This is a genomic window from Pseudooceanicola lipolyticus (assembly GCF_002786325.1).
Classification (GTDB): domain Bacteria; phylum Pseudomonadota; class Alphaproteobacteria; order Rhodobacterales; family Rhodobacteraceae; genus Pseudooceanicola_C; species Pseudooceanicola_C lipolyticus.
In genome coordinates this window covers 1-20,521 of sequence record NZ_PGTB01000031.1, presented here as the reverse complement: position 1 = coordinate 20,521, position 20,521 = coordinate 1, and the positions used below count along the sequence as shown (strand labels likewise).

The following is a 20,521-nucleotide window of genomic DNA, read 5'->3' as shown; positions in this document are numbered from 1 at the left end:
GGGAACCGATGACCGATACCCAGACACTCGACACCCAGGCGGTGACCGCCTACCTGTCGCGGCACCTGCCGGGGTTCCAGGGGCCGGTCGAGGCGGTGAAATTCGACGTCGGCCAGTCCAACCCCACTTTCCTGTTGAAGACACCGGCGCGCAATTACGTGCTGCGCCGCAAGCCGCCCGGTGTATTGCTGAAATCGGCCCATGCGGTGGATCGTGAATACCGGGTCCAAAAGGCGCTGGCCGGGACCAAGGTGCCGGTGGCCGAGATGTACCTGCTCTGCGAGGATGACAGCGTGATCGGTTCCGCCTTCTACGTGATGAGCCATGTCGAGGGACGCAACATTCGCCAGCCGTCGATGCAGGGGTTTTCCAACGCCACCCGCCATGCGGTGATCGACGAGATGAACCGCGTGCTGGCCGAGTTGCACATGGTTGATGTCGAAGCCGTCGGGCTGGGAGATTACGGTCCCGAGGGCAATTATTACGAACGCCAGATCGCCCGCTGGACCAAACAATACCGCGCCTCCGAAACCGAGCCGGTTGCGGCGATGGACCGTCTGATTGCCGAATTGCCGAAACGGATGCCGCCCGAGGATGGCCAGCGCACGCTGGTGCATGGCGATTACCGCATCGACAACATGATCTTCGAACACGACGGTTCGGCTTGCCTGGCGGTGCTGGACTGGGAATTGTCCACCACCGGGCATCCCTATGCCGATCTGGCCTCGGTCATCATGCAATGGCAGATGCCCGAAGGGCGCGAGGGGCGCGGGCTGGCGGGCGTTGACCGCGCGGCATTGGGACTGATGTCGGACGAGGAGTTTATCAACCGCTATTGCGAACGGCGCGGCCTGTCGGGAATCGACAATTTCGGCTTTTACCTGGCCTTCTGCTTCTTCCGCATGGGCGGGATCATCCAGGGCGTGCTGAAACGCGCATTGGACGGCAATGCCTCCAATCCCGAACGCGCCCTTCAGATCGGTCGCTATGTGCCGATGTTTGCCGAATCCGGTCTCGAAGCGCTGGACCGGTAGACGCCCGGGAGAGAATCACCGCGATTTGCAGAACATGTTTCTGCAATGCGGAAACCGTGCATGCGCCCCGGCCGGCCGATTGCCGCGCCGTGGCTGGCAGACACCTGCACCTTGGGCGATCAGTTGAGACATCTCCTGATTGCGCCGAACTGTTTCGCATCCCGGTTCAACCGGGTGGGAATATGGACTGTCACCGCCGCCCGGATTTCCTTGAAAATAAAATTAATTAGACCCCTTAGTCATCTAATTATAATAACTAATATTCATATATCAGCACCAAAATCTCCCTGCCGGTTTGCACATTGAACAGCAAGCGCTTTGGCAATGGTCGGCTGGTGTTCCGCTTCAATTTAATCAACCTTGAATTGTGTTCGCGTGAAGCTTGACTTTGAATCCCGATGTGCAAGGCTTTTGAGCAAGCCCGCAAAAAATTTGCACAAGACAAAGCGGGCTATCGTTTGGGAGGAAATCAGATGTCAAACTTCAGAAGGTTCGGCGTTCGCGCCGCGCTTGCCCTATCCGTATCGGTCGGGGCGGCCGCGGCTTGGGCCGCGGATGTGAAGATCGCCTTCATTGATCCGCTGTCCGGGCCCTTTGCCTCGACCGGGTCGAACGGGTTGAACCAGTACAAGTTCGCGGCTGACTGGCTGGTCAACGACAAGGGGGGAATCGTCGACGGCTCCAAGATCGTGGTGGAAGGCTTCGACAACAAGGCCAGCCCGCAGGAATCGCTGATCCAGCTGCAGGTCGCCATCGACCAGGGCTATCGGTTTATCGCCCAGGGCAACGGGTCCAGCGTGGCCCATGCCCTGACCGACGCCATCGACAAGCACAATCGCCGCAATCCGGACAGCCGGGTGCTGTTCCTGAACTACTCGGCGGTGGATCCGGCGCTGACCAACGAAGACTGCAATTTCTGGCATTTCCGCTTTGACGCCAATGCCGATATCAAGATGGACGTGCTGACCGATGTGATCGCCCAGGCCGACGACCTGAAAAAGGTCTATATCATCGGCCAGGACTATTCCTTCGGCAAGGCGGTTGCCGCCGCCGCCAACAAGATGCTGGCCGAAAAACGCCCCGATATCGAGATTGTCGGCGACGAGTTGCACCCGATCGGCAAGGTCAAGGATTTCACCCCCTATGCCCGCAAGATCGTGGCCTCCGAAGCCGATGCGGTGATCACCGGCAATTGGGGGGCCGATATGCTGGGGCTGGGCAAGTCGTTGGTTGCCAATGGCTATTCCGGGCCGATCTATACCTATTATGCCGCCGGCAGCGGCATCACCGCGGCGTTTGGCGATTCCGGCAAGGATGTGATCCGGCTGGTTTCGGAAGGGCAGGTCAACCCGCCCCCCAATGATGATGCTTCGGAATATTACAATGCCTTCAAGGCGCGGTATCCGGACGGCAATGTCGACCAGACCCGGATCTTTAACGTCATCGGCATGTTGTCAGCTGCTATCGAACAGGCCGGCACCACCGACGATGTCGTTGCCATCGCCAAGGCGCTGGAGGGCATGGAATATGACAGCATCTGGGGCTCCAAGCTGATGATGCGGCCACAGGACCACCAGCTGATCCAGGACATGCATGTGCAGGTGCATACCAACGAAGGCATCGATTTTGACTTCGACGGGTCGGGCTTTGGCACCAAGGTCGAGTCGACGGTCGCCATGGCCGGGCAGGACAGCGCCACCACCTGCGAGATGAAACGTCCCTGAGGGCCTTGCCCCCGGCCCGCCCATATCGCGGCGGGCCGGACCCTCGCATCTCTGACCCTCCGCTGCGGAAAGGTGGCCGATGGACCTGATTGCAATCAACCTGCTGGACGGGCTGGTGACGGGGCTGTTGCTGTTCCTGCTGTCCAGCGGGCTTACCCTGATCTTCTCGATGATGGGCGTGCTGAACTTTGCCCATGCCAGTTTCTACATGCTGGGGGCGTATTTCGCCTATCAGATCAGCCGATATGTCGGCTTCTGGCCCGGCCTGATCCTGGCGCCGCCGCTGGTCGGCGTGCTGGGCGCGCTGGTCGAACGCTATGGGCTGCGCCGCGTGCATCAATACGGCCATGTGCCCGAACTGATCTTTACCTTCGGGCTGGCGCTGCTGATCGAAGAGATCGTGCAGTTCTTCTGGGGCAAGAACATCGTGCCCTATAACGAACCCGAGCTACTGACCTTCACCCTGTTCTCGATCGGCGGCAACGCGGTTCCGGCCTATAAGGTGTTCATGATCTTCATTTCCATGGGGATCTTCCTGTCGCTGCTCTATGTGCTGACCCGCACCCGCGTCGGGATGATCATCCAGGCGGCGCTCAGCTATCCCCGCACGGTCGAGGCGCTGGGCCATAACGTGCCGCTGGTGTTCATGGGCGTGTTCGGGGTGGGCACCGCGCTGGCCGGGGTGGCCGGGGTGATCGCCGGGCCGGTGCTGGGCACCTTTCCGGGCATGGCCTATCTGCTGGGCTCGATCGTCTTTGTCACCATCGTGATCGGCGGGCTGGGCTCGCTCTGGGGGGCGCTGGTGGCGTCGCTGCTGATCGGCTGGCTGACCACCTTTGCCGCCTCCTACAATTTCGAATTCGCCACGCTGCTGGGCGCGCTGGGCCTGGAACGGCCCGTCGACCTCAGCGACAGCTATCTGGCCGATCTCTGGACCCTGACTCTGCCGCAGATCGGGCCGATCCTGCCGTATCTGCTGATGGTGCTGATCCTGGTGTTCCGGCCCTACGGCCTGTTCGGAAAGCGGGACGTATGACCGACGCGATCCACAAAACCGCCGCCGTGACCCGCGCGCCGCGGCTGACGCTCCAGGCGGTATTGCCCTGGCTGCTGGGCATCGCCTTTCTCGGCCTGATGCCGTTCATCTTCGACTCGAACAGCGCGATCACCATCATGAACCAGATGATGATCACCATCGTCTTCGCGCTGTCCTACAACATGCTGCTGGGGCAGGGCGGCATGCTCAGCTTTGGCCACGCGGTTTATATGGGCGTCGGCGGCTTTTTCTGCATGCATATCATGAACATGGTCGAAACCCGGGAATTGCCGCTGCCTTTGCCGCTGTTGCCGGTCTTCGGCGGCCTATTCGGGCTGGGGCTGGCCACCATCATCGGCTCGTTCTCGACCCGCAAGGCCGGCACGGTGTTTGCGATGATCTCGCTGGGCATCGGAGAGCTGATCGCCGCCTGTTCGGTGATCATCGTGGTGTTCTTCGGTGGCGAGGAAGGCATCAGCGGCGACCGCACCTATGGCCTGCCGGTCTTCGGCATCGAATTCCTGCGCCAGGTCGAGGTCTATTACGTGCTGGCCTTCTGGACGGTGCTGTCGGCGCTGTTGATGTACCTGTTCTCGCGCACCCCGGTCGGCCGCATGGCCAATGCCGTGCGCGACAACCCGGAACGGGCGGAATTTCTTGGTTATTCAGCACGTTGGGTGCGATACTTCTCGTTCTGCATTGCCGGGTTCTTTGCCGGTGTCGCCGGCGGGCTGTTCGCGATCAATTACGAGATCCTGACCGAGGGCAACCTGAACCTGGCGCAATCGGGCGTGATCCTGCTGGTCACCTTCCTGGGCGGCGTCGGCTTTTTCTTCGGGCCGATCCTGGGCGCGCTGGTCTTCACCATGTTGCAGACGGTGATGAGCCTGCAGACCGAGCTGTGGCAGCTCTATCTCGGCGCGATGTTCGTGGCGACGGTGATGTTCTTCCCCGGCGGGCTGGCCGGGGTGCTGATGATGCATGTGCCGGCGATCAGGCTGGGCAAGCTGGGCCGCCTGGTGGTGCCCTATGCCAAAACCCTGATACCGGCCGTGATCGCCATTCTCGGCGCGATCATCCTGCTGGAACTGACCTTTCACACCCGCCACGCGGTGGCGGGCGACACCACCGTCCGGCTGTTCTGGACTGATTTGAACAGCCACAGCCTGGGGCCCTGGATCGCCGGGCTGGCGATGCTGCTGGGTGGTTTTCTGCTGGCGCGCCGAAGCGTGCCGGAACTGACTGCGGCCTGGCATGACGCCAACACGCCGGAAGGAGGCCGGGCATGAGCAGCGCGCTGCACCTGGATGGCCTGCGCAAGAGTTTCGGCAAGACCGAGATCATCCGCGGGGTGAACCTGGAGATCCCGCGCGGCGAACGCCACGCGATCATCGGGCCGAACGGCGCGGGCAAATCCACCCTGTTCAACCTGATCACCGGACGGTTTCCACCGACCAGCGGCAAGGTGCGGCTGCACGGCCATGACGTGACCGGGCTGGCGCCGTTCCAGATCAACCGGATGGGGCTTAGCCGGTCGTTCCAGATCACCAATATCTTCCCCAGGATGAGCGTGTTCGAGAACGTGCGCTGTTCGCTGCTCTGGGCGCAGGGCTACCGCTATTCCTTCTGGAACCTGGTCAGCCGCTCGCGTGCGTTGACCGAAGGCACCCACCGGATCCTCGACCAGATCAACCTGACCGCACGCGCCGAGCTGCCTGCCGGGGTGCTGTCCTATGCCGAGCAACGGGCGCTGGAAATTGGCATCACCATAGCCGGCGGCGCCGACGTGATCATGCTGGACGAACCCACCGCGGGGATGAGCCATTCGGAAACCGACTATATCGTCGACCTGATCCGCACCGTGACCGAGGACAAGACGCTGGTCATGGTGGAACATGACATGGGGGTGGTCTTCGACCTGGCCGACCGCATCTCGGTGCTGGTCTATGGCGAGATCATCGCCACCGGCTCACCCGAACAGGTGCGCGCCAATCCCAGGGTGCAAGAGGCCTATCTGGGCGCCGCGCTGGAGGCGGAACACTGATGCTGCAAGTCCGCGACCTGCACGCCTACTACGGCAAATCGCACATCCTGCAGGGGGTGAATATCTCCATAGAAGAGGGTGAAATCGTTGCACTTCTCGGTCGCAACGGGGTGGGGCGTTCGACCACGTGCAAAGCGGTGATGGGCGAGGTCCCGCCAGTGGGATCGGTGGTCTTCAAGGGCGCCGAAATCGCCGGGCGCAAGGCCTTCGAGATCGCCAAGCTGGGCATCGGGTATGTGCCCGAGAACCGCGATATCTTTCCCGGCCTGACCACCCGGCAGAATTTGATCCTGGGGCTGAAACCGGGCCAGAAGGACGGGCAGGGGCGCTGGTCGATGGCCGACATGTTCGACCTGTTCGAAAACCTGCGCGAACGTGCCGATGTCGAGGCCTCGGTGCTGTCCGGCGGGGAACAGCAGATGCTGACCATGTGCCGCACCCTGATGGGCGACCCGGACCTGGTGATGATCGACGAACCGACCGAGGGACTCAGCCCTCAGATGGTGCAGCGGGTGGCGTCCCTGCTGCAGGAAATCGCCCGGCGCGGCATTGCCACGTTGCTGGTTGAACAGAAACTGTCGATCGCGCTGGATATCGCCCACCGGGTCTATGTCATGGGCCATGGCCAGGTGGTGTTCGAAGGCACGCCGCAAGAGCTGAAACAGCGCGAAGACGTGCGCAAGGAATGGCTGGAAGTGTAGCGGCCGGACTGTCGGCGAGGGCGGCAGACCCCGGCGCCGCGGCCGGGGCGGCGAAGCTTCACGGCACCGCAGTCCCGGACGTGATCCGGGACCTGTGCCCCAAAAAGCCCCCTTAAAGCGCAAGCGCCTTTTGCAACGCCGGGCGCGCCCTCAGCCGTTCGGCATAGGGCACCAGGTTCGGCTTGTCGGCAAAATCGATGCCCATGCCCTCGGCGCCGATCACCGCGTGGCCGGTCATGATATCGGCGCCGGAAAAGTCACCCGCCAGGTAGTCGCGCCCGGCCATATGCGCGTTCACCGCCAACAGCATTTGATTCAACAGCTTGGTCGCGCGCTTTACATTGGTCTCGTTGCGGCGCTCGGGCGGCAGGAACACGGTTTCAACCATGATCACATTCACCTGCGGCATGATCATGCCCTCGGAGTAATGCAGCCATTGCAGGTAAGCGGGGAAATCGGCCGAGTCGACCGCCGGGCGCAGACGGCCCTTGCCGTGCCGGGCCAGCAGGTATTCGACGATGGCACCGGATTCGAAGATGGTGACATCGCCATCCTCCAGCGCCGGCACCCGGCCGATCGGGTGCACCCCCAGATAGCCGGGTTCGCGCATCGTCCTGTCACCCAGGCTGAACCGCTCCAGCTCGTAATCCAGCCCCAGCTCTTCCAGCAGCCAGGCGATCCGCACCGCCCGGCTTCTGGGCGCAAAATAAAGCTTCATGTTCTCCCCCTGATTGTCTTTTTCCCGGCGGCGGCACAGCAAGTTTGACACGCGCATCGCGGCGTGGGAACACTCTCGCGTACCTAGCTTTAGGCTTTTAACACAGTCAATAACAACGGGACGTCGCCCGACGCCCACCACTCCGACAAGCGCCGGCGCAGACCGGCTTGGGAGTGCATGCGGGCACCGGCGGCGAAATGCATTTGGGGGACAAGTAGATGAACCGTGACGATTGCGATCCGGCCAGATCTGGCCGGCAGCGCCGCCTTGCGCTGTCGCATGGTGGAAAGCAAACACAGGCCGCGCCATGAGGCGGCCCCTGACGTTGCCCCGCGCGCAGTGGAAAATCCGCAGCAAATCCCATGATGCGGATGGCTCGACATCCGGAGGGAATCGCGGTCTTGTGGCCAAGGGAGAGGGCCACAAGACGAGTCGGTCTAACCCGGGAACCGAGCGGCGATCCGGGCTGACACAGCGGGGAGGAAGACGGAACATGAGAACCGCCGAACCCAGCAGCAAGGGCGTCGATCCCGCCCGGCTGGAGCGGATTGCCGGCTGGATGGATCGCTATGTCAGCGAACGCAAATTTGCCGGTTCCTCGATCCTGATCGCGCGCGACGGGGCCGAGATCTTCTTCAATTCGACCGGTCTGCGCAGTGTCGAGCAGGGGCTGCCGTTCCAGCGCGACACCATCGTGCGGCTGTACTCGATGACCAAGCCGGTCACCTCGGTTGCGGTCATGATGCTGGCCGAGCTGGGCCTGTTCCACCTGGACGCGCCGGTCTCGGATTTCATCCCCGCCTTCAACGACATGCAGGCGCTGATCCCCAAGGCGGTGCGCATCGACCAGACCGAACCGGCACCGGCACCGACGCTGCACCAGTTGCTGACCCATACCAGTGGCCTCAGCTATCCGTTCAACCCCGGCGTGCTGCCGGCGGCGATGGATGACGCCGATCTGCTGTTCCGCCCCGATCAGGGGCAGCTTGAGTCCTTGGTCGGACAGGTCGCGGCGCTGCCGCTGGCGTTCCAGCCCGGCACGCGCTGGGAATATTCCGTTTCGATCGACATCCTGGGACGGGTGGTTGAAATCGTCGCCGGGCAAAGCCTGGCACAGTTCTTCCAATCGCAGATCTTCGACCCGCTGGGCATCCGCGACACCGCTTTCCGGGTGCCCGAGGGCACCGGCGACCGTTTTGCCTCGCTCTATACGCCGCTGGCCGGCGACGCGATGGCGCTGAACGCGGCCAAGGGTGGTGACGACACGCTGCGGTTGGTGGACAAGGCCGGCAGTTCGCCCTTTGAGCAGGCCACGCTGTATTCCGGCGGCGGCGGCCTGGTGGGCACGCTGGACGACTATATGCGCTTTGCCGAGATGCTGCGCCGCAAGGGCGCGTTCCGCGGCGAACGCCTGCTCAGCCCGAAAACCGTCGAGTTCATGATGCGCAACCATCTGCCCGGCGATATCGCCTCGATGGGACCGCAAAGCTTTGCCGAACAGCCGATGGTGGGCACCGGCTTTGGCCTTGGCGGGTCGGTGGTGTTGGATCCGGGCCGGGTGCATGTTCCCGGCAGCGTCGGCGATTTCAGCTGGGGCGGCATGGCATCGACGTTTTTCTGGATCGACCCGGTTCTCGACCTCAGCGTGGTGTTCCTGACCCAGCTGTCCCCCTCCAGCTCGTATCCCTGCCGCTCCGAGTTGAAGGCGCTGGTGCACGGCGCGCTGGTGGAATGACCGGCGCCGGCCAGACGCGCCGGGCGCTGGCCGTGCCGGTGCAGATGCTGCTATGGGAGGACGATCCGGAATAGGACCACCCGCGGCACCCTGACGACCTCTGCCAGGATTGACGCCGATCAGGTCTGTTCCGGAATGCGCGTAGTGGCAAATGAAAGGCCCACAAGTGGTTGATCCGGCAAAAGAACTCCTTGATCTTCTGAACATCGAAACGCTCGAAGTCGACCTGTTCCGCGGCACCGGGCTGGGCGGCGAGACAACCAAGCGGATCTTTGGCGGCCATGTCATCGCCCAGGCGCTGATGGCGGCCTATCGGACGGTGCCGGACCGGCTGTGCCACTCGCTGCATGCCTATTTCATCCGCCCCGGCGACCCGTCGATCCCGGTGATCTACAGCGTCGACCGCGCCCGCGATGGCGGCAGTTTCACCACCCGCCGGGTGGTGGCGATCCAGCACGGCAAGCAGATCCTGAACCTGTCGGCCTCGTTCCATTCCGACGAGGACGGCTGGCACCACCAGCATAGCGCACCCAAGGTGGCCGGGCCCGAAGGCCTGGCCAGTCGCGCGGAACGGCGCGCGGCGCAGGCCGACACCGTGGACGACCACCTGCGCGCCGACTTCCTGCGGCCTCGGCCGATCGAGGTGCGCGAGGTCAAGCCACAGGACCTGTTCAATCCCAAGCCGCTGGACGACGTGAACCAGATGTGGTTCCGGATGCCGGCGGCACAGGGGCAGGGCGCCCCGATGCAGCATTGCCTGCTGGCCTATGCCTCGGACATGAACCTGCTGGGTTCGGCCCTGCGCCCGCACGGGATCAGCTGGTTCCGCGGCGGCGTGGTGACCGCCAGCCTGGACCACGCCATGTGGTTTCACGGGCCGATCCAGTTCGAGAACTGGCATCTTTACGCGATGGACAGCCCGTTCACCGGGCACGGGCGCGGCTTCAACCGCGGCACCATCTATGCAGAGGACGGCAGCCTGGTGGCCAGCGTCGCGCAGGAAGGGCTGGTGCGCCGCTATCGCAAGCCGGAGGCGCGGTAGAGGGCAGGGGAGCGCGCCCCCCTTCTAGCGCGGTCCGCCATAGGCGCGGTTCAGCTTGCGCATTCCGCCGATCCAACGGTCGTAATCCTCGGCCTTGTTGCGCATATAGCTCCGCACCTCGGGATGCGGCAGCACCAGGAAGGTCTCGGCCCGAATCGCCGCAACGCAGGCGTCAGCCACCACCTCGGGCTCCAGCATCCCGTCGATCGCGGCCACGCCATCCTCGTGGCCGCGCGTCATCTCGCTGCGCACCGCTTGCGGGCACAGAACCGAAACCTTGATGCCCTCGTCGCCATGGCTCAGCGCCAGCCATTCGGCCAGGCCCACCGCGGCGTGTTTGGTCACGCCATAGGGGGCCGAGCCGACCTGGTTCAGCAGCCCGGCGGCCGAGGCAGTGTTCAGCAGATAGCCGCCACCGCGGGCCGCCATCCGCGGGACCAGGTGGCGCGCGGCCCAGACATGCGACATCACGTTGACCTCCCAGATCCGTTGCCAGTCGGCATTGGCCACCTCGGTGCCGCCCAGGGTGAGGATCCCGGCATTGGAACAGAACAGGTCGATCGGCCCGACCTCGCGCTCGACCCAGTCGATCAGCCCGGCGATCTGGTCCTCGCGGGATACATCCACCTCGGCCGCGATCCCCTTGACCTCACGCGCAGTTTTCTCGGCGTCCTTGAGGTTGAGATCGGCGCAGATCACTTGTTTCGCGCCCTCGGCGGCAAACCGGGCAGCCATCGCCTTGCCGATGCCGCTGGCGGCGCCGGTGACGACGATGATCTTGTCCTTCAGTTCCATCCGAACCTCCTCAGCTCCACATGTTCGATCCGCCACAGACGGTCAGCGCCTGGCCGGTCATATAGCGGCTGGCATCCGAGGCCAGGAACACTGCGATGCCGGCGAAATCCTCGGCTTCGCCCAGGCGGCGCAGCGGGATCTGGTTGCGGATCCGCTGTTCGACCTCGGGCTTGTCCCACAATTCACGCGCGAACTCGGTTTTAACCAAGCCCGGACAGATGGCGTTGCAGCGGATGCCACCGGGCCCGAACTCGGCCGCCAGGTTGCGCACCAGCCCGATCAGCGCCAGCTTGGACATGCCATAAGTGCCCAGCATGTCCGAGGGTTTGAAGGCGCCGATGGAGGAGGTGAACATCATCGATCCACGGCCTTGCTGCAGCATATCCGGCGCGACCAGCTGCGCCAGCCACAGGTTTGCCTGCACGTTGACCTGCATCGTCTTTTCATAGGCATCGTCGGGAATTTCCGAGGTCTTGCCGTAATAGGGGTTCACCCCGGCATTGCCGATCAGGATGTCGATCTTGCCCGCGGTCTGTCGCGTGGCCCCAACCAGCGCGGCCAGCTGGTCCTTGTAGCCGGCATTGCAGGCGATGCCATGGGCGCGGCGGGCGCCGACGGTGGCGTTGATCTGCTCGGCCGCCGCGTCCAGCTGGTCCTGCTTGCGGGCCGAGATCACCACCGTCGCACCATGCTGCGCCAGCCCGGTGGCCATCGCCAGGCCCATGCCGCGCGACGCCCCGGTCAGCAGCGCCACCCGGCCGGTCAGGTCGAACAGCCGGTCCATCGCGATCACGTGCCCGATCCGCGCACCGCGGCCTGGCGGCGGTTCGAATTCTGGTAGTCCTGCAACTCGGCACGGGCGACCACGTGGTGATGCACCTCGTCCGGACCATCGGCAAAGCGCAATGTCCGCTGCGCGGTATACATGCCGGAGAGGGGGGTCCATTGCGACAGGCCGGCCGCGCCATGCACCTGCATCGCCTGGTCGATGATCTGGCACACCTTTTCCGGCACCATCGCCTTGATCATGCTGACCCAGATGCGCGCCTCCTTGTTGCCCAGCGTATCCATCGCCTTGGCCGCCTTCAGCACCATCAGCCGCATCGCCTCGATCTCGATGCGGGCGCGGCTGATGGTTTCCATGTTCTTGCCCAGATCGACGATGCGCTTGCCAAAGGCCTCGCGGCTGACGCCGCGAGCGATCATCAGGTCCAGCGCCTTTTCCGCGGCGCCGATCGAGCGCATGCAGTGATGGATGCGGCCGGGGCCCAGCCGCAGCTGGCTGATCTCGAAGCCGCGGCCTTCGCCCCACAGGATGTGGTCTTCGGGCACGCGCACATCCTTGAACCGGATATGCATATGGCCATGCGGCGCGTCATCATGGCCGAAGACATGCATCGGCCCGACAATTTCGACACCGGGCGTGTCGATCGGCACCAGGATCTGGCTCTGCTGGCGGAAGGTTTCGGCCTCGGGCGAGGTTTTTACCATCACGATCATGATCTTACAGCGCGGATCTCCAGCACCCGAGATATAGAATTTTTCGCCGTTGATGACCCATTCGCCGTTTTCCAGCACCGCGCGGGTCGAGATGTTACGCGCATCCGACGAGGCCACATCGGGTTCCGACATCGCAAAGGCCGAGCGGATTTCGCCGGCCAGCAAGGGTTTGAGCCAGCGCTCTTTTTGCGCCGGCGTGCCGATCCGTTCCAGCACCTCCATATTGCCAGTATCGGGCGCCGAACAGTTCAGCGTCTCGGGCGCCAGCGGGCTTTTGCCCAGCTCGGCGGCGATATAGGCATAATCCAGGTTCGACAGGCCTTCGCCGGTTTCGGCATTGGGCAGGAAGAAGTTCCAAAGCCCTGATTCTTTTGCCTTTTTCTTGGCGCCATCCAGCAATTCCAGCTGTCCGGGCGCATAGGACCAGCGATTGGTGCGACCTTCGCCCAGCCGATAAAACTCCTCGGTGATCGGCGCGACATTCTCTTCGATATGCCGGATCACCGCAGCCAGCAGCGGCTTGGCCTTGTCGGACATTTCCAGGTTGTTCATCTCGAACGGGATGCTTTGGGTCATACAGGTCTCCAGGGTCTGGGAAATGCGCGCCGGCAGATCAGGCGTGCTGGCCGGCATTGGGAAGGCACGGCGCCGGGCGCATAACCGCCAAGCAGACACAGGACACACCCGTGCCCAAAGCGGGACCGGTGATCTGGCATGTGATGTCCTCCCATGCGATGCAACTGTCCGAAGTAAGGCGCAGTCGGCATCACGACTCTTGTCATCGCGATGTTAGGGGGGAAGATCCATTGTGCCAACGCTGTTTCCGCGTTACGGAAGGTAATTCCACATCATATTTTACATAATACCGATTATACGAAACACCTCTGAAGTCACGGCACATTCTAAGCTGGGTTGCGACACAGCCCCTAACTTGCTGAAAAGCAAGGAGAACGGATATGGCTCACACCGAGCTGGATTTGCGTGAAACGCGCGGTGAGCAAGACTGCGGCAGCGCTTGGCAGGCCCGGATTGCGGCCCACATGAACCCCGAGCCCTGGACCGCCCGACGATCGATCAACTTCAGCCGTGGAACCGCGCACCGGAATTGGCGCAAACGGAACTTCGGGATCGGCACCGAGCTGTTGTTTTGCGATCCGCAGGCTCCACGGCAACCAAGCGCGGCCGTACCAACCGCCGGGTTTGGCGATGGCTTCTCTGACAGCGTGATATTCACGCGGTTGCAGAGCATAAGCTCAAAACGCTCTGCGATCCGCTCAACGACTCGCCGCGCAAATGCCGCGGCCGGAGGATCCCGCACAGGTCTTCCGAGAGTTAAAGGTACAGAAGATGGAGCGCCGCCCCTACCCTCGCAGCTAGCAGGTCGCGCAGGTCAGCACCGATGCGGCCTGTCGCGGCCGCCAGGCCAAACAAAAAGCGCGCCGCTCGGGCGGCGCGCTTTCCTAATCATTGCGAAGTAGAGAACGCTTATGCGCCGGCGGCCTTGGCAACCTCGGCGGCGAAATCCTCTTCCTTCTTGTCGATGCCTTCGCCGACTTCCAACCGAACAAAACCGGTGATGGTGGCGCCGGCCTCTTCGGCGGCCTTGCCGACGGTCAGATCGGGATTGACCACGAATTGCTGGTTGACCAGCGTCACCTCGGCCATGAACTTCTTCATCCGGCCAACGATCATCTTTTCGATCACCGCTTCGGGCTTGCCGCTTTCGCGGGCAATGTCCATCTGCACGGTCTTTTCCTTCTCGACCACGGCCGGGTCCAGATCGTCTTCGCTCAGCGAGGCGGGATTGGTCGCGGCGATATGCATCGCCACCTGCTTGCCAAAGGCCTCGTCGCCGCCGGTCATCGCCACCAGCACGCCGATCTTGCCCATGCCCGGGGTCACGGCGTTGTGCACGTAGGACACCACGGTTTCACCCTCGACCGACGCCATGCGGCGCAGGCTCATGTTTTCGCCGATGGTGGCGATCGCCTCGGTCAGGGTTTGCTCGCCGGTCTTGCCGCCCAGGTCGGCAGCTTTCAGCGCCTCGACATCCGCGACGTTCAGCGCGGCATCGGCAAACTTGCCAACCATCGCCTGGAAATCGCCGTTCTTGGCAACGAAATCGGTTTCCGAGTTCACCTCGACCGCGACGCCCTTGCCATCCTTCACGACCACGGCGACCAGCCCTTCGGCGGCGGTCCGGCCCGATTTCTTGGCGGCGGTGGCAAGGCCCTTGGTGCGCAGCCAGTCGATGGCCGCTTCCATGTCGCCGTCGGTCTCGGTCAGCGCCTTCTTGGCGTCCATCATGCCTGCGCCGGATTTTTCGCGCAGTTCTTTCACCATTGCTGCTGTGATTGCCATGTCAGGCTCTCCTCAAATTCTTGGTGGTCCGGGGCAGGTCATGCCTGCCCCGCATGTCAGTGATGTGACAGGCAATCAGCCTTCGGCTGCGGCGGTTTCCTCGGCCGTCTCTTCGGCCAGGGCCTCTTCGACCGGGGCTTGTTCCATCGCGCCCACGTCGATGCCGGCGGCGCCCAGCTGGGCGCTCATGCCGTCGAGCGCGGCGCGCGAGGCCAGGTCGCAATACAGCGCGATGGCGCGGGCGGCGTCATCGTTGCCGGGGATGATGTAATCGACGCCGTCGGGCGAGCAGTTGGTGTCGACCACGGCGACAACCGGGATGCCCAGCTTGTTGGCCTCGGAGATCGCCAGCGCCTCTTTCTTGACGTCGATGACGAACAGCAGGTCGGGGGTGCCGCCCATCTCGCGGATCCCGCCCAGGCTGGCCTGCAGCTTGGTCTGGTCGCGTTCCATGCCCAGACGCTCTTTCTTGGTCAGGCCCTCGAAACCGGCATCCATCTGCTCGTCAATCGCCTTCAGGCGGTTGATCGACTGCGACACGGTTTTCCAGTTGGTCAGCGTGCCGCCCAGCCAGCGGTGGTTGATGTAATACTGCGCCGATTTCTCGGCAGCGTCGGCCACCGGCTTGGACGCCTGCCGCTTGGTGCCGACAAACAGCACCCGGCCGCCCTTGGCGACGGTGTCGCGGATCGCCTGCAGCGCCTGGTCCAGCATCGGGACGGTCTGCGTCAGGTCCATGATGTGGATGCCGTTGCGGTCGCCGTAGATGAACGGCGCCATGCGCGGGTTCCAGCGCTGCGTCTGGTGACCAAAGTGAACGCCAGCTTCCAGCAGCTGACGCATGGTGAACTCGGGAAGAGCCATGCCTTCTTATCCTTTCCGGTTTCGCCTCGGCGGGGGTCTTGAGCACCGGATCATCCGGGCCAACCGGCGGACCTTTGGGGATGTCTCCCCCAATGGCCCAAACCCCGCCTGCGGGTTTGAATGGCGGGCATATAGGCCAGCCGCCGGAAAGGTGCAAGGGGGTTTGACAGCCGCCGCTTCCTGCGGCAACGCTGGACCAAATGGTCCAGTCACGGGAGGAGCCGATGGCCAAGCAGGAATTGCAGTTCTGGTTCGAGTTCGCCTCGACCTATTCCTATCTGTCGGCGATGCGGGTGCAGGAGGTGGCCGACAAGGCCGGGGTTTCGGTGTCGTGGCACCCGTTCTGGCTGGGTCCGATCTTCAAGTCGCAAGGCTGGGACAGTTCTCCGTTCAACCTGTTCCCGGTCAAGGGCCAGTATATGTGGCGCGACATGGCGCGGATCTGCAAGGCGCGCGGATTGCCGCTGGTGCATCCCGATCCCTTCCCGCAGAACGGCATCCTGGCCGCGCGCACCGCGCTGCTGGCGCTGCGCGACCCTGCCGGCCCGGAATTCTGCCGCGCCGTCTATGCCGCCGAATTCGGCGAAGGCAAAACCATCTCTGATCCCGACCTGATCCGCGCCCTGCTGGAACGGTGCGGCCTGTCCCCGGCGCTGGTGGACGAGGCCGGGACCGAGCCCGCCAAGGCGGCGCTGAAGGACAAGGTGGCCAAGGCGATGGAACTGGGCATCTTCGGCGCGCCCAGCTTTGTCGCCGGCGATGAACTGTTCTGGGGCGACGACCGGCTGGAGCAGGCAATCGCCCATGCGGCGGGGGTGTAGAGGGGCGGAAACCCCTCACCCCTGCGTCTGCCAGAGATTTGCAGCCCCCCCTGCCCGGCCGGCACCGACGCACCGCGACTTTCGTCAACGGTGCGGGATGGGGCAATCCGCCCTATTCCGACCCGTTGATAAAAGGGAGACCGCCGCGCACCGTCTGCTCCAGATGCGCGGCCAGCGCCTTGCGGCTTGCAAAGGCTGCGACCTGCACCGGCGGGTGATAGACCAGTTTGACCGCGCCCTGCCGGGGGGCGGACAGGACTTTCAACAAATGGGTGCCAAACCCCATATCGCCCCACCAGCCATAAAAGCGCGGCGATTCACCGCGTGGCGCGCGATAGATCACGGTGACCGGCTGGATCTGCATGTCCCGGTTCAGGCTTGGCGTGAAAAACGCCTGAAAAAGCGTTGTTTTAAATGGCAAAACGCGCATTCCATCGGTGGATGTGCCTTCCGGGAAAAACACCAGCCGCTGCCCGGCGCGCAGCTGGTCTTCGAACATCTGCTGCTGTTCACGCGCCTTGTGCCGGTTGCGCTCGATGAACAGTGTGCCGGTGCCCCGCGCCAGCCAGCCGATGCCCGGCCAGCCCGCCACCTCGGCCTTGGAGACGAACACGATCCGGTGGCGCGCGTTCAGCGCGAAGATGTCGAGCCACGAACTGTGGTTGGCCACCACGCCCCCGGCCCCGGCCATCGGCACGCCACGGCTGGAAAACCCTATCCCCATCAGCGCAAAAGCGGAGCGGCAGACAAAACAGGTAATATAGGGGGTGACCGGGCGCCGTTGCCCGAATACCGGCGCTTCGATCAGCCGGATCAGCAGCAGCAGCGGAAAGCAGACCAGCAGCAGCAGCGCAAGCGGCCCGCCACGCAGCAGCACCCGCAGCCAGCCCGCCGGCGTGACTGTCACCGGTTCGGGCGCCTCGGCGCTGTGCCAGGTCTGGCTCATCGCCCTCCGCCGCCGGTATAGAACCGCCGTTGTTTTTCGGTCATCCGGGCGGTGTCGAGGATCAGGCAGATATCGGTGGTGTTGAAGGCATGATCGACAAAGGCGCCATCGCCCACCACGCCACCCAGCCGCAGATAGGCCTTGATCAGCGCCGGGACCGCCACCATCGCCGCCTTGCGGTCGATCTCGTCCCGCGGCACCAGGTTCATGCTGTGATAATGCCCCGGCACCGCGCGCACCCTCAGCTCCTCTGGCGCCAGATGGGCGTGGTGCAGCAGCGACAGCGGCGCCGCCAGCGACCGGACATCAGTGCCATGGAACGAGGCGGTGCCGAACAGCAGCTCGATCCCGTGCTGGCTGACGTAATTGGCCAGCCCGTTCCACAGATGATACATCGCCGTGCCGCCGCGATAGTCGCGATGCAGGCAGGACCTGCCCAGTTCCAGCAGCCGCCGGCCGCTGGATTTCAGCAGCGACAGGTCATATTCGCTTTCCGAATAGAAGCTGCCCGCCGCCCGCGCCTGATCGTCGCGCAGCAGCCGGTATACCCCCACGACGCGGCCCGTACCCTCGTCGGTCAGCAGCATGTGATCGACGAAAGGGTCGAACCGGTCGCGCTCCAACCCGGCCTGGTGATCGACCAGCACGCCGCCACCGCCCAGTTCCCGCACGAAGACCTCGTAACGCAGCGCCTGGGCCGCGCGCAGGTCCGCTTCGGACTCGGCAATCTTGATGGAATAGGCAGGACCACTGTCCGGCATTGTTTACTTGTCACTGGCTTGGCAAAGGTTGCGGGCTGATACCGCATTTCACGCGGCAATAGCAACCGACCCGTCCGACGGCGCCGTTAACCTTTCGTCAACCAGTTTCACGCATCAAAGACCGGCACCAGTTCGATCCGGTTGCCATCGATGACGACCTTGCCCTGTTCGCGGAAATTCACGGTAATCCGTCCCGCGATGTTGGACTGTACCTGCCCGATACCCCAATCAGGGAAATCCGGGTGGCGCACCAACATTCCGGGTGCAAGTATGGCGTTCATGTCTGACATCGGTTCCGGACCCGGTTTGGAGGAGGGACATGACCGAAACTAACGCCAATCTCGCCGCTCTGGTAGGGTCGCGAATCTGCCATGACCTGATCAGCCCGGTGGGCGCGATCACCAATGGGCTGGAACTGCTGGATCTGGCCGGCGCGATGCAGGGCCCGGAACTGGCGCTGATCTCGGACAGCGTGCGCAGCGCCGGCGCGCGCATCCGGTTCTTCCGCATCGCCTATGGCGCGGCCAGCGACCAGGCGCTGGGCCGGCCCGAGATCCTGTCGGTGCTGGACGGGTTCGGTTCGGGCGCCAAGCTGGAGGTGGTATGGTCGCCCCCCGGCGCGCAGCCCCGGCACGATGTGCGGCTGGCCTTCCTGGCGCTGCAATGCTGCGAAACCGCGATGCCCTTCGGCGGCCGGGTGACGGTGACGGCCGAAGACGGCGACTGGACCGTCGCCGGCCGCGCCGACAAGCTGCATGCCGATGCCGATATCTGGGCCAGCCTGGAGGGCGGCACGTTTTGCGAGATCAGCCCGGCGCGGGTGCAATTCGCGTTGTTGCCGGTGCTGGCACAGGAGGCCGGGCGCCGCGTGTCGCTGGCGCGCGGCGAAGACTGGGTGACAATCCGGTTCTGAGGCGCGGCGGCACTGCGCGCGGCGGTTTCAGCCCCGCAGCGCCCCCTGCCCCGTGACCAGGTATTTATAGCTGGTCAGCTCGCGCGCGCCGACCGGGCCGCGCGCATGCATCTTGCCGGTGGCGATGCCGATTTCGGCCCCCATGCCGAATTCGCCGCCATCGGCGAACTGGGTCGAGGCGTTGTGCATCAGGATGGCGCTGTCCAGCCGTTCGAAGAACCGCGCCACGGTGTCGGCCTCTTCGGCGATGATGCAATCGGTATGGCTGGACCCGTAGCGGCGGATATGGGCGATGGCCTCGTCGACATCGGCCACCGGTTTCGCCGCGATGATCATGTCCAGGTATTCCTTGCCCCAATCGGCCTCCGAAGCCGGCAGGGTGCCGTCGATCTGGGCCAGCGCACCGGCGGCGCGCACCTCGACCCCGGCGGCCGCCAGCGCTTCGATCACCGCGCGGCCCACGGTTGCGGCAATTTCCTCATGCACCAACAGGCATTCGGCGGCACCGCAGATCCCCGTGCGCCGGGTCTTGGCGTTCAGCACCACGTCCACCGCCGTCTGCAGGTCGGCGGAGCGGTCGAGATAGATATGCACGATGCCTTCGAGATGGGCAAAGACCGGCACCCGCGCCTCGCGCTGGACCAGCCCGACCAGACCCTTGCCGCCGCGCGGCACGATGACATCGACATAATCGGTCATGGTCAGCAATTCGCTGACCGCCGCGCGGTCGCGCGTCGGCACCAGCTGGATCGCATCCTCGGGCAGACCGGCGGCGCGCAGCCCATCGACCAGGCAAGCATGAATGGCGCGGGCCGAGTGGAAACTTTCCGACCCGCCGCGCAGAATCACCGCATTGCCGGATTTCAGGCACAGCGCCCCGGCGTCCGCCGTCACGTTGGGGCGGCTTTCATAGATCACCCCGATCACCCCCAGCGGCGTGCGCACGCGACGAATATGCAGGCCCGAGGGCATGTCCCATTCGGTCAGAACCTCGCCCACCGGATCCGGCTGCGCGGCCACCGCGCGGATACCGTCGGCCATCGCCTGCACCCGCGACTCGTCCAGCATCAGCCGGTCCATCATCGCCTTGGACAGCCCCTTGTCGCGGCCGAATTCCATGTCCTGCGCGTTGGCGGCGATGATCTCGTCCCGGCGCGCCCAGATCGCATCGGCAGCGGCGGTAAGCGCCTGTTCCTTGGCCTCGGCGCTGGCAAAGGCCAGGTCCTGCGCGGCGGCCTTGGCACGGGCGCCGAGATCGGCCATCAGACCGGGAATGGTGTCGAGATCTTTCATGTCCGTTCGCCTCTCTCTGTGCCGCTCATAGTGCCATATCGTCCCGGTGGATCAAAGCCGCGCGGCCGGGATAGCCCAGCACCGACTCGATCTCGCCGGTGCGGATGCCCCGGATCCGCCCCGCCTCGGCGGCGGTATAGCGCGACAGCCCCTGGCCCAGCCGCGCCCGGTCGGGGCCCAGGATCGCCACCGGATCGCCACGGCCGAACCGGCCGGTGACCGCAACCACCCCG

21 protein-coding genes are annotated in these 20,521 nt (G+C 64.1%); 10 read left to right on the top strand and 11 right to left on the bottom strand.

Annotated features, from left to right (window positions below; translation table 11 throughout):
* Positions 1 to 8: 8 nt before the first annotated feature.
* The 6 genes from CVM52_RS10365 to CVM52_RS10340 all read left to right on the top strand — a co-directional run bounded on the left by CVM52_RS10365 (position 9) and on the right by CVM52_RS10340 (position 6,539).
* Positions 9 to 1,034 carry a phosphotransferase family protein gene (locus tag CVM52_RS10365; RefSeq protein WP_100162434.1) on the top strand — a complete coding sequence of 342 codons (1,026 nt, stop codon included), beginning with the start codon at positions 9 to 11 and terminating at the stop codon, positions 1,032 to 1,034.
* A 473-nt stretch (positions 1,035 to 1,507) separates the two neighbouring features.
* On the top strand, positions 1,508 to 2,758 hold the full coding sequence (locus CVM52_RS10360) for a branched-chain amino acid ABC transporter substrate-binding protein (RefSeq protein WP_100162453.1): 1,251 nt from the start codon (positions 1,508 to 1,510) through the stop codon (positions 2,756 to 2,758).
* A 79-nt stretch (positions 2,759 to 2,837) separates the two neighbouring features.
* Positions 2,838 to 3,794, top strand: a complete 957-nt coding sequence (locus tag CVM52_RS10355; RefSeq protein WP_100162433.1) for a branched-chain amino acid ABC transporter permease — start codon at positions 2,838 to 2,840, stop codon at positions 3,792 to 3,794.
* The gene (locus tag CVM52_RS10350; protein WP_100162432.1) at positions 3,791 to 5,083 is read left to right on the top strand and encodes a branched-chain amino acid ABC transporter permease; all 1,293 of its coding nucleotides are present in this window, start codon (positions 3,791 to 3,793) and stop codon (positions 5,081 to 5,083) included. Before CVM52_RS10355 ends, CVM52_RS10350 begins: the two co-directional genes overlap by 4 nt.
* On the top strand, positions 5,080 to 5,838 hold the full coding sequence (locus CVM52_RS10345; protein ID WP_100162431.1) for an ABC transporter ATP-binding protein: 759 nt from the start codon (positions 5,080 to 5,082) through the stop codon (positions 5,836 to 5,838). Before CVM52_RS10350 ends, CVM52_RS10345 begins: the two co-directional genes overlap by 4 nt.
* Positions 5,835 to 6,539 (top strand): ABC transporter ATP-binding protein, encoded by a 705-nt coding sequence (locus tag CVM52_RS10340; protein ID WP_306372756.1) that lies wholly within the window; start codon positions 5,835 to 5,837, stop codon positions 6,537 to 6,539. Before CVM52_RS10345 ends, CVM52_RS10340 begins: the two co-directional genes overlap by 4 nt.
* 112 nt (positions 6,540 to 6,651) lie before the next feature.
* Here the strand turns inward: CVM52_RS10340 and CVM52_RS10335 are convergent, their stop codons facing one another.
* Positions 6,652 to 7,257: a glutathione S-transferase family protein gene (locus CVM52_RS10335; protein WP_100162452.1), complete on the bottom strand. Its 606-nt coding sequence runs from the start codon at positions 7,255 to 7,257 to the stop codon at positions 6,652 to 6,654.
* 493 nt (positions 7,258 to 7,750) lie between these two features.
* Here CVM52_RS10335 and CVM52_RS10325 point away from each other — a divergent pair, with 493 nt between their 5' ends.
* Positions 7,751 to 8,992, top strand: coding sequence for a serine hydrolase domain-containing protein (locus tag CVM52_RS10325; RefSeq protein ID WP_100162428.1), 1,242 nt, complete (start codon positions 7,751 to 7,753; stop codon positions 8,990 to 8,992).
* A 166-nt stretch (positions 8,993 to 9,158) separates the two neighbouring features.
* The gene (locus CVM52_RS10320; RefSeq protein ID WP_100162451.1) at positions 9,159 to 10,034 is read left to right on the top strand and encodes an acyl-CoA thioesterase; all 876 of its coding nucleotides are present in this window, start codon (positions 9,159 to 9,161) and stop codon (positions 10,032 to 10,034) included.
* A gap of 24 nt (positions 10,035 to 10,058) precedes the next feature.
* On the opposite strand, the gene CVM52_RS10315 is transcribed toward CVM52_RS10320, so the two are convergent.
* The 5 genes from CVM52_RS10315 to rpsB all read right to left on the bottom strand — a co-directional run bounded on the left by CVM52_RS10315 (position 10,059) and on the right by rpsB (position 15,554).
* Positions 10,059 to 10,829, bottom strand: a complete 771-nt coding sequence (locus tag CVM52_RS10315) for an SDR family oxidoreductase (RefSeq protein WP_100162427.1) — start codon at positions 10,827 to 10,829, stop codon at positions 10,059 to 10,061.
* A 10-nt stretch (positions 10,830 to 10,839) separates the two neighbouring features.
* The gene (locus tag CVM52_RS10310; protein WP_100162449.1) at positions 10,840 to 11,613 is read right to left on the bottom strand and encodes an SDR family NAD(P)-dependent oxidoreductase; all 774 of its coding nucleotides are present in this window, start codon (positions 11,611 to 11,613) and stop codon (positions 10,840 to 10,842) included.
* Between the two features lie 5 nt (positions 11,614 to 11,618).
* A complete protein-coding gene (locus CVM52_RS10305; protein WP_100162450.1) occupies positions 11,619 to 12,881 on the bottom strand; it encodes an acyl-CoA dehydrogenase family protein in 1,263 nt (420 codons plus the stop codon).
* Positions 12,882 to 13,814: 933 nt separating this feature from the next.
* Entirely contained in the window at positions 13,815 to 14,690 is an 876-nt protein-coding gene (gene tsf, locus CVM52_RS10300) for a translation elongation factor Ts (RefSeq protein WP_100162426.1), read from the bottom strand.
* Positions 14,691 to 14,765: 75 nt separating this feature from the next.
* A complete protein-coding gene (rpsB, locus tag CVM52_RS10295) occupies positions 14,766 to 15,554 on the bottom strand; it encodes a 30S ribosomal protein S2 (RefSeq protein WP_100162425.1) in 789 nt (262 codons plus the stop codon).
* A 224-nt stretch (positions 15,555 to 15,778) separates the two neighbouring features.
* Here rpsB and CVM52_RS10290 point away from each other — a divergent pair, with 224 nt between their 5' ends.
* Entirely contained in the window at positions 15,779 to 16,375 is a 597-nt protein-coding gene (locus tag CVM52_RS10290; protein WP_100162448.1) for a 2-hydroxychromene-2-carboxylate isomerase, read from the top strand.
* A 112-nt stretch (positions 16,376 to 16,487) separates the two neighbouring features.
* Here the strand turns inward: CVM52_RS10290 and olsA are convergent, their stop codons facing one another.
* From olsA to CVM52_RS10275, 3 genes are all read right to left on the bottom strand, one after another.
* A complete protein-coding gene (gene olsA, locus CVM52_RS10285) occupies positions 16,488 to 17,321 on the bottom strand; it encodes a lyso-ornithine lipid O-acyltransferase (protein ID WP_100162424.1) in 834 nt (277 codons plus the stop codon).
* Positions 17,318 to 18,082, bottom strand: coding sequence for an L-ornithine N(alpha)-acyltransferase (gene olsB, locus CVM52_RS10280; RefSeq protein ID WP_100162423.1), 765 nt, complete (start codon positions 18,080 to 18,082; stop codon positions 17,318 to 17,320). The genes olsA and olsB overlap by 4 nt, the downstream gene beginning before the upstream one ends.
* A 107-nt stretch (positions 18,083 to 18,189) precedes the next feature.
* On the bottom strand, positions 18,190 to 18,372 hold the full coding sequence (locus CVM52_RS10275; protein ID WP_100162422.1) for a DUF3553 domain-containing protein: 183 nt from the start codon (positions 18,370 to 18,372) through the stop codon (positions 18,190 to 18,192).
* Between the two features lie 29 nt (positions 18,373 to 18,401).
* On the opposite strand from CVM52_RS10275, the gene CVM52_RS10270 reads away from it, so the two are divergent.
* Entirely contained in the window at positions 18,402 to 18,995 is a 594-nt protein-coding gene (locus CVM52_RS10270) for a histidine phosphotransferase family protein (protein ID WP_100162421.1), read from the top strand.
* A gap of 27 nt (positions 18,996 to 19,022) precedes the next feature.
* Here the strand turns inward: CVM52_RS10270 and CVM52_RS10265 are convergent, their stop codons facing one another.
* Both CVM52_RS10265 and CVM52_RS10260 read right to left on the bottom strand, forming a co-directional pair.
* Complete coding sequence (locus CVM52_RS10265) at positions 19,023 to 20,288, bottom strand: glutamate-5-semialdehyde dehydrogenase (RefSeq protein WP_100162420.1); 1,266 nt, start codon at positions 20,286 to 20,288, stop codon at positions 19,023 to 19,025.
* A 25-nt stretch (positions 20,289 to 20,313) separates the two neighbouring features.
* On the bottom strand, positions 20,314 to 20,521 hold a 208-nt coding region (locus tag CVM52_RS10260; RefSeq protein ID WP_306372755.1), incomplete at its 5' end, for a PUA domain-containing protein.

What these genes read in the sequence shown, in the direction of transcription:
- CVM52_RS10265 (WP_100162420.1), bottom strand. Translation starts at nt 20,288, where the DNA reads ATGAAAGATCTCGACACCATTCCCGGTCTGATGGCCGATCTCGGCGCC.
- CVM52_RS10350 (WP_100162432.1), top strand. Translation starts at nt 3,791, where the DNA reads ATGACCGACGCGATCCACAAAACCGCCGCCGTGACCCGCGCGCCGCGG.
- CVM52_RS10275 (WP_100162422.1), bottom strand. Translation starts at nt 18,372, where the DNA reads ATGTCAGACATGAACGCCATACTTGCACCCGGAATGTTGGTGCGCCAC.
- CVM52_RS10335 (WP_100162452.1), bottom strand. Translation starts at nt 7,257, where the DNA reads ATGAAGCTTTATTTTGCGCCCAGAAGCCGGGCGGTGCGGATCGCCTGG.
- olsA (WP_100162424.1), bottom strand. Translation starts at nt 17,321, where the DNA reads ATGAGCCAGACCTGGCACAGCGCCGAGGCGCCCGAACCGGTGACAGTC.
- CVM52_RS10270 (WP_100162421.1), top strand. Translation starts at nt 18,402, where the DNA reads ATGACCGAAACTAACGCCAATCTCGCCGCTCTGGTAGGGTCGCGAATC.
- CVM52_RS10355 (WP_100162433.1), top strand. Translation starts at nt 2,838, where the DNA reads ATGGACCTGATTGCAATCAACCTGCTGGACGGGCTGGTGACGGGGCTG.
- CVM52_RS10305 (WP_100162450.1), bottom strand. Translation starts at nt 12,881, where the DNA reads ATGAACAACCTGGAAATGTCCGACAAGGCCAAGCCGCTGCTGGCTGCG.
- CVM52_RS10360 (WP_100162453.1), top strand. Translation starts at nt 1,508, where the DNA reads ATGTCAAACTTCAGAAGGTTCGGCGTTCGCGCCGCGCTTGCCCTATCC.
- CVM52_RS10310 (WP_100162449.1), bottom strand. Translation starts at nt 11,613, where the DNA reads ATGGACCGGCTGTTCGACCTGACCGGCCGGGTGGCGCTGCTGACCGGG.
- CVM52_RS10345 (WP_100162431.1), top strand. Translation starts at nt 5,080, where the DNA reads ATGAGCAGCGCGCTGCACCTGGATGGCCTGCGCAAGAGTTTCGGCAAG.
- CVM52_RS10365 (WP_100162434.1), top strand. Translation starts at nt 9, where the DNA reads ATGACCGATACCCAGACACTCGACACCCAGGCGGTGACCGCCTACCTG.
- CVM52_RS10325 (WP_100162428.1), top strand. Translation starts at nt 7,751, where the DNA reads ATGAGAACCGCCGAACCCAGCAGCAAGGGCGTCGATCCCGCCCGGCTG.
- olsB (WP_100162423.1), bottom strand. Translation starts at nt 18,082, where the DNA reads ATGCCGGACAGTGGTCCTGCCTATTCCATCAAGATTGCCGAGTCCGAA.
- CVM52_RS10315 (WP_100162427.1), bottom strand. Translation starts at nt 10,829, where the DNA reads ATGGAACTGAAGGACAAGATCATCGTCGTCACCGGCGCCGCCAGCGGC.
- rpsB (WP_100162425.1), bottom strand. Translation starts at nt 15,554, where the DNA reads ATGGCTCTTCCCGAGTTCACCATGCGTCAGCTGCTGGAAGCTGGCGTT.
- tsf (WP_100162426.1), bottom strand. Translation starts at nt 14,690, where the DNA reads ATGGCAATCACAGCAGCAATGGTGAAAGAACTGCGCGAAAAATCCGGC.
- CVM52_RS10290 (WP_100162448.1), top strand. Translation starts at nt 15,779, where the DNA reads ATGGCCAAGCAGGAATTGCAGTTCTGGTTCGAGTTCGCCTCGACCTAT.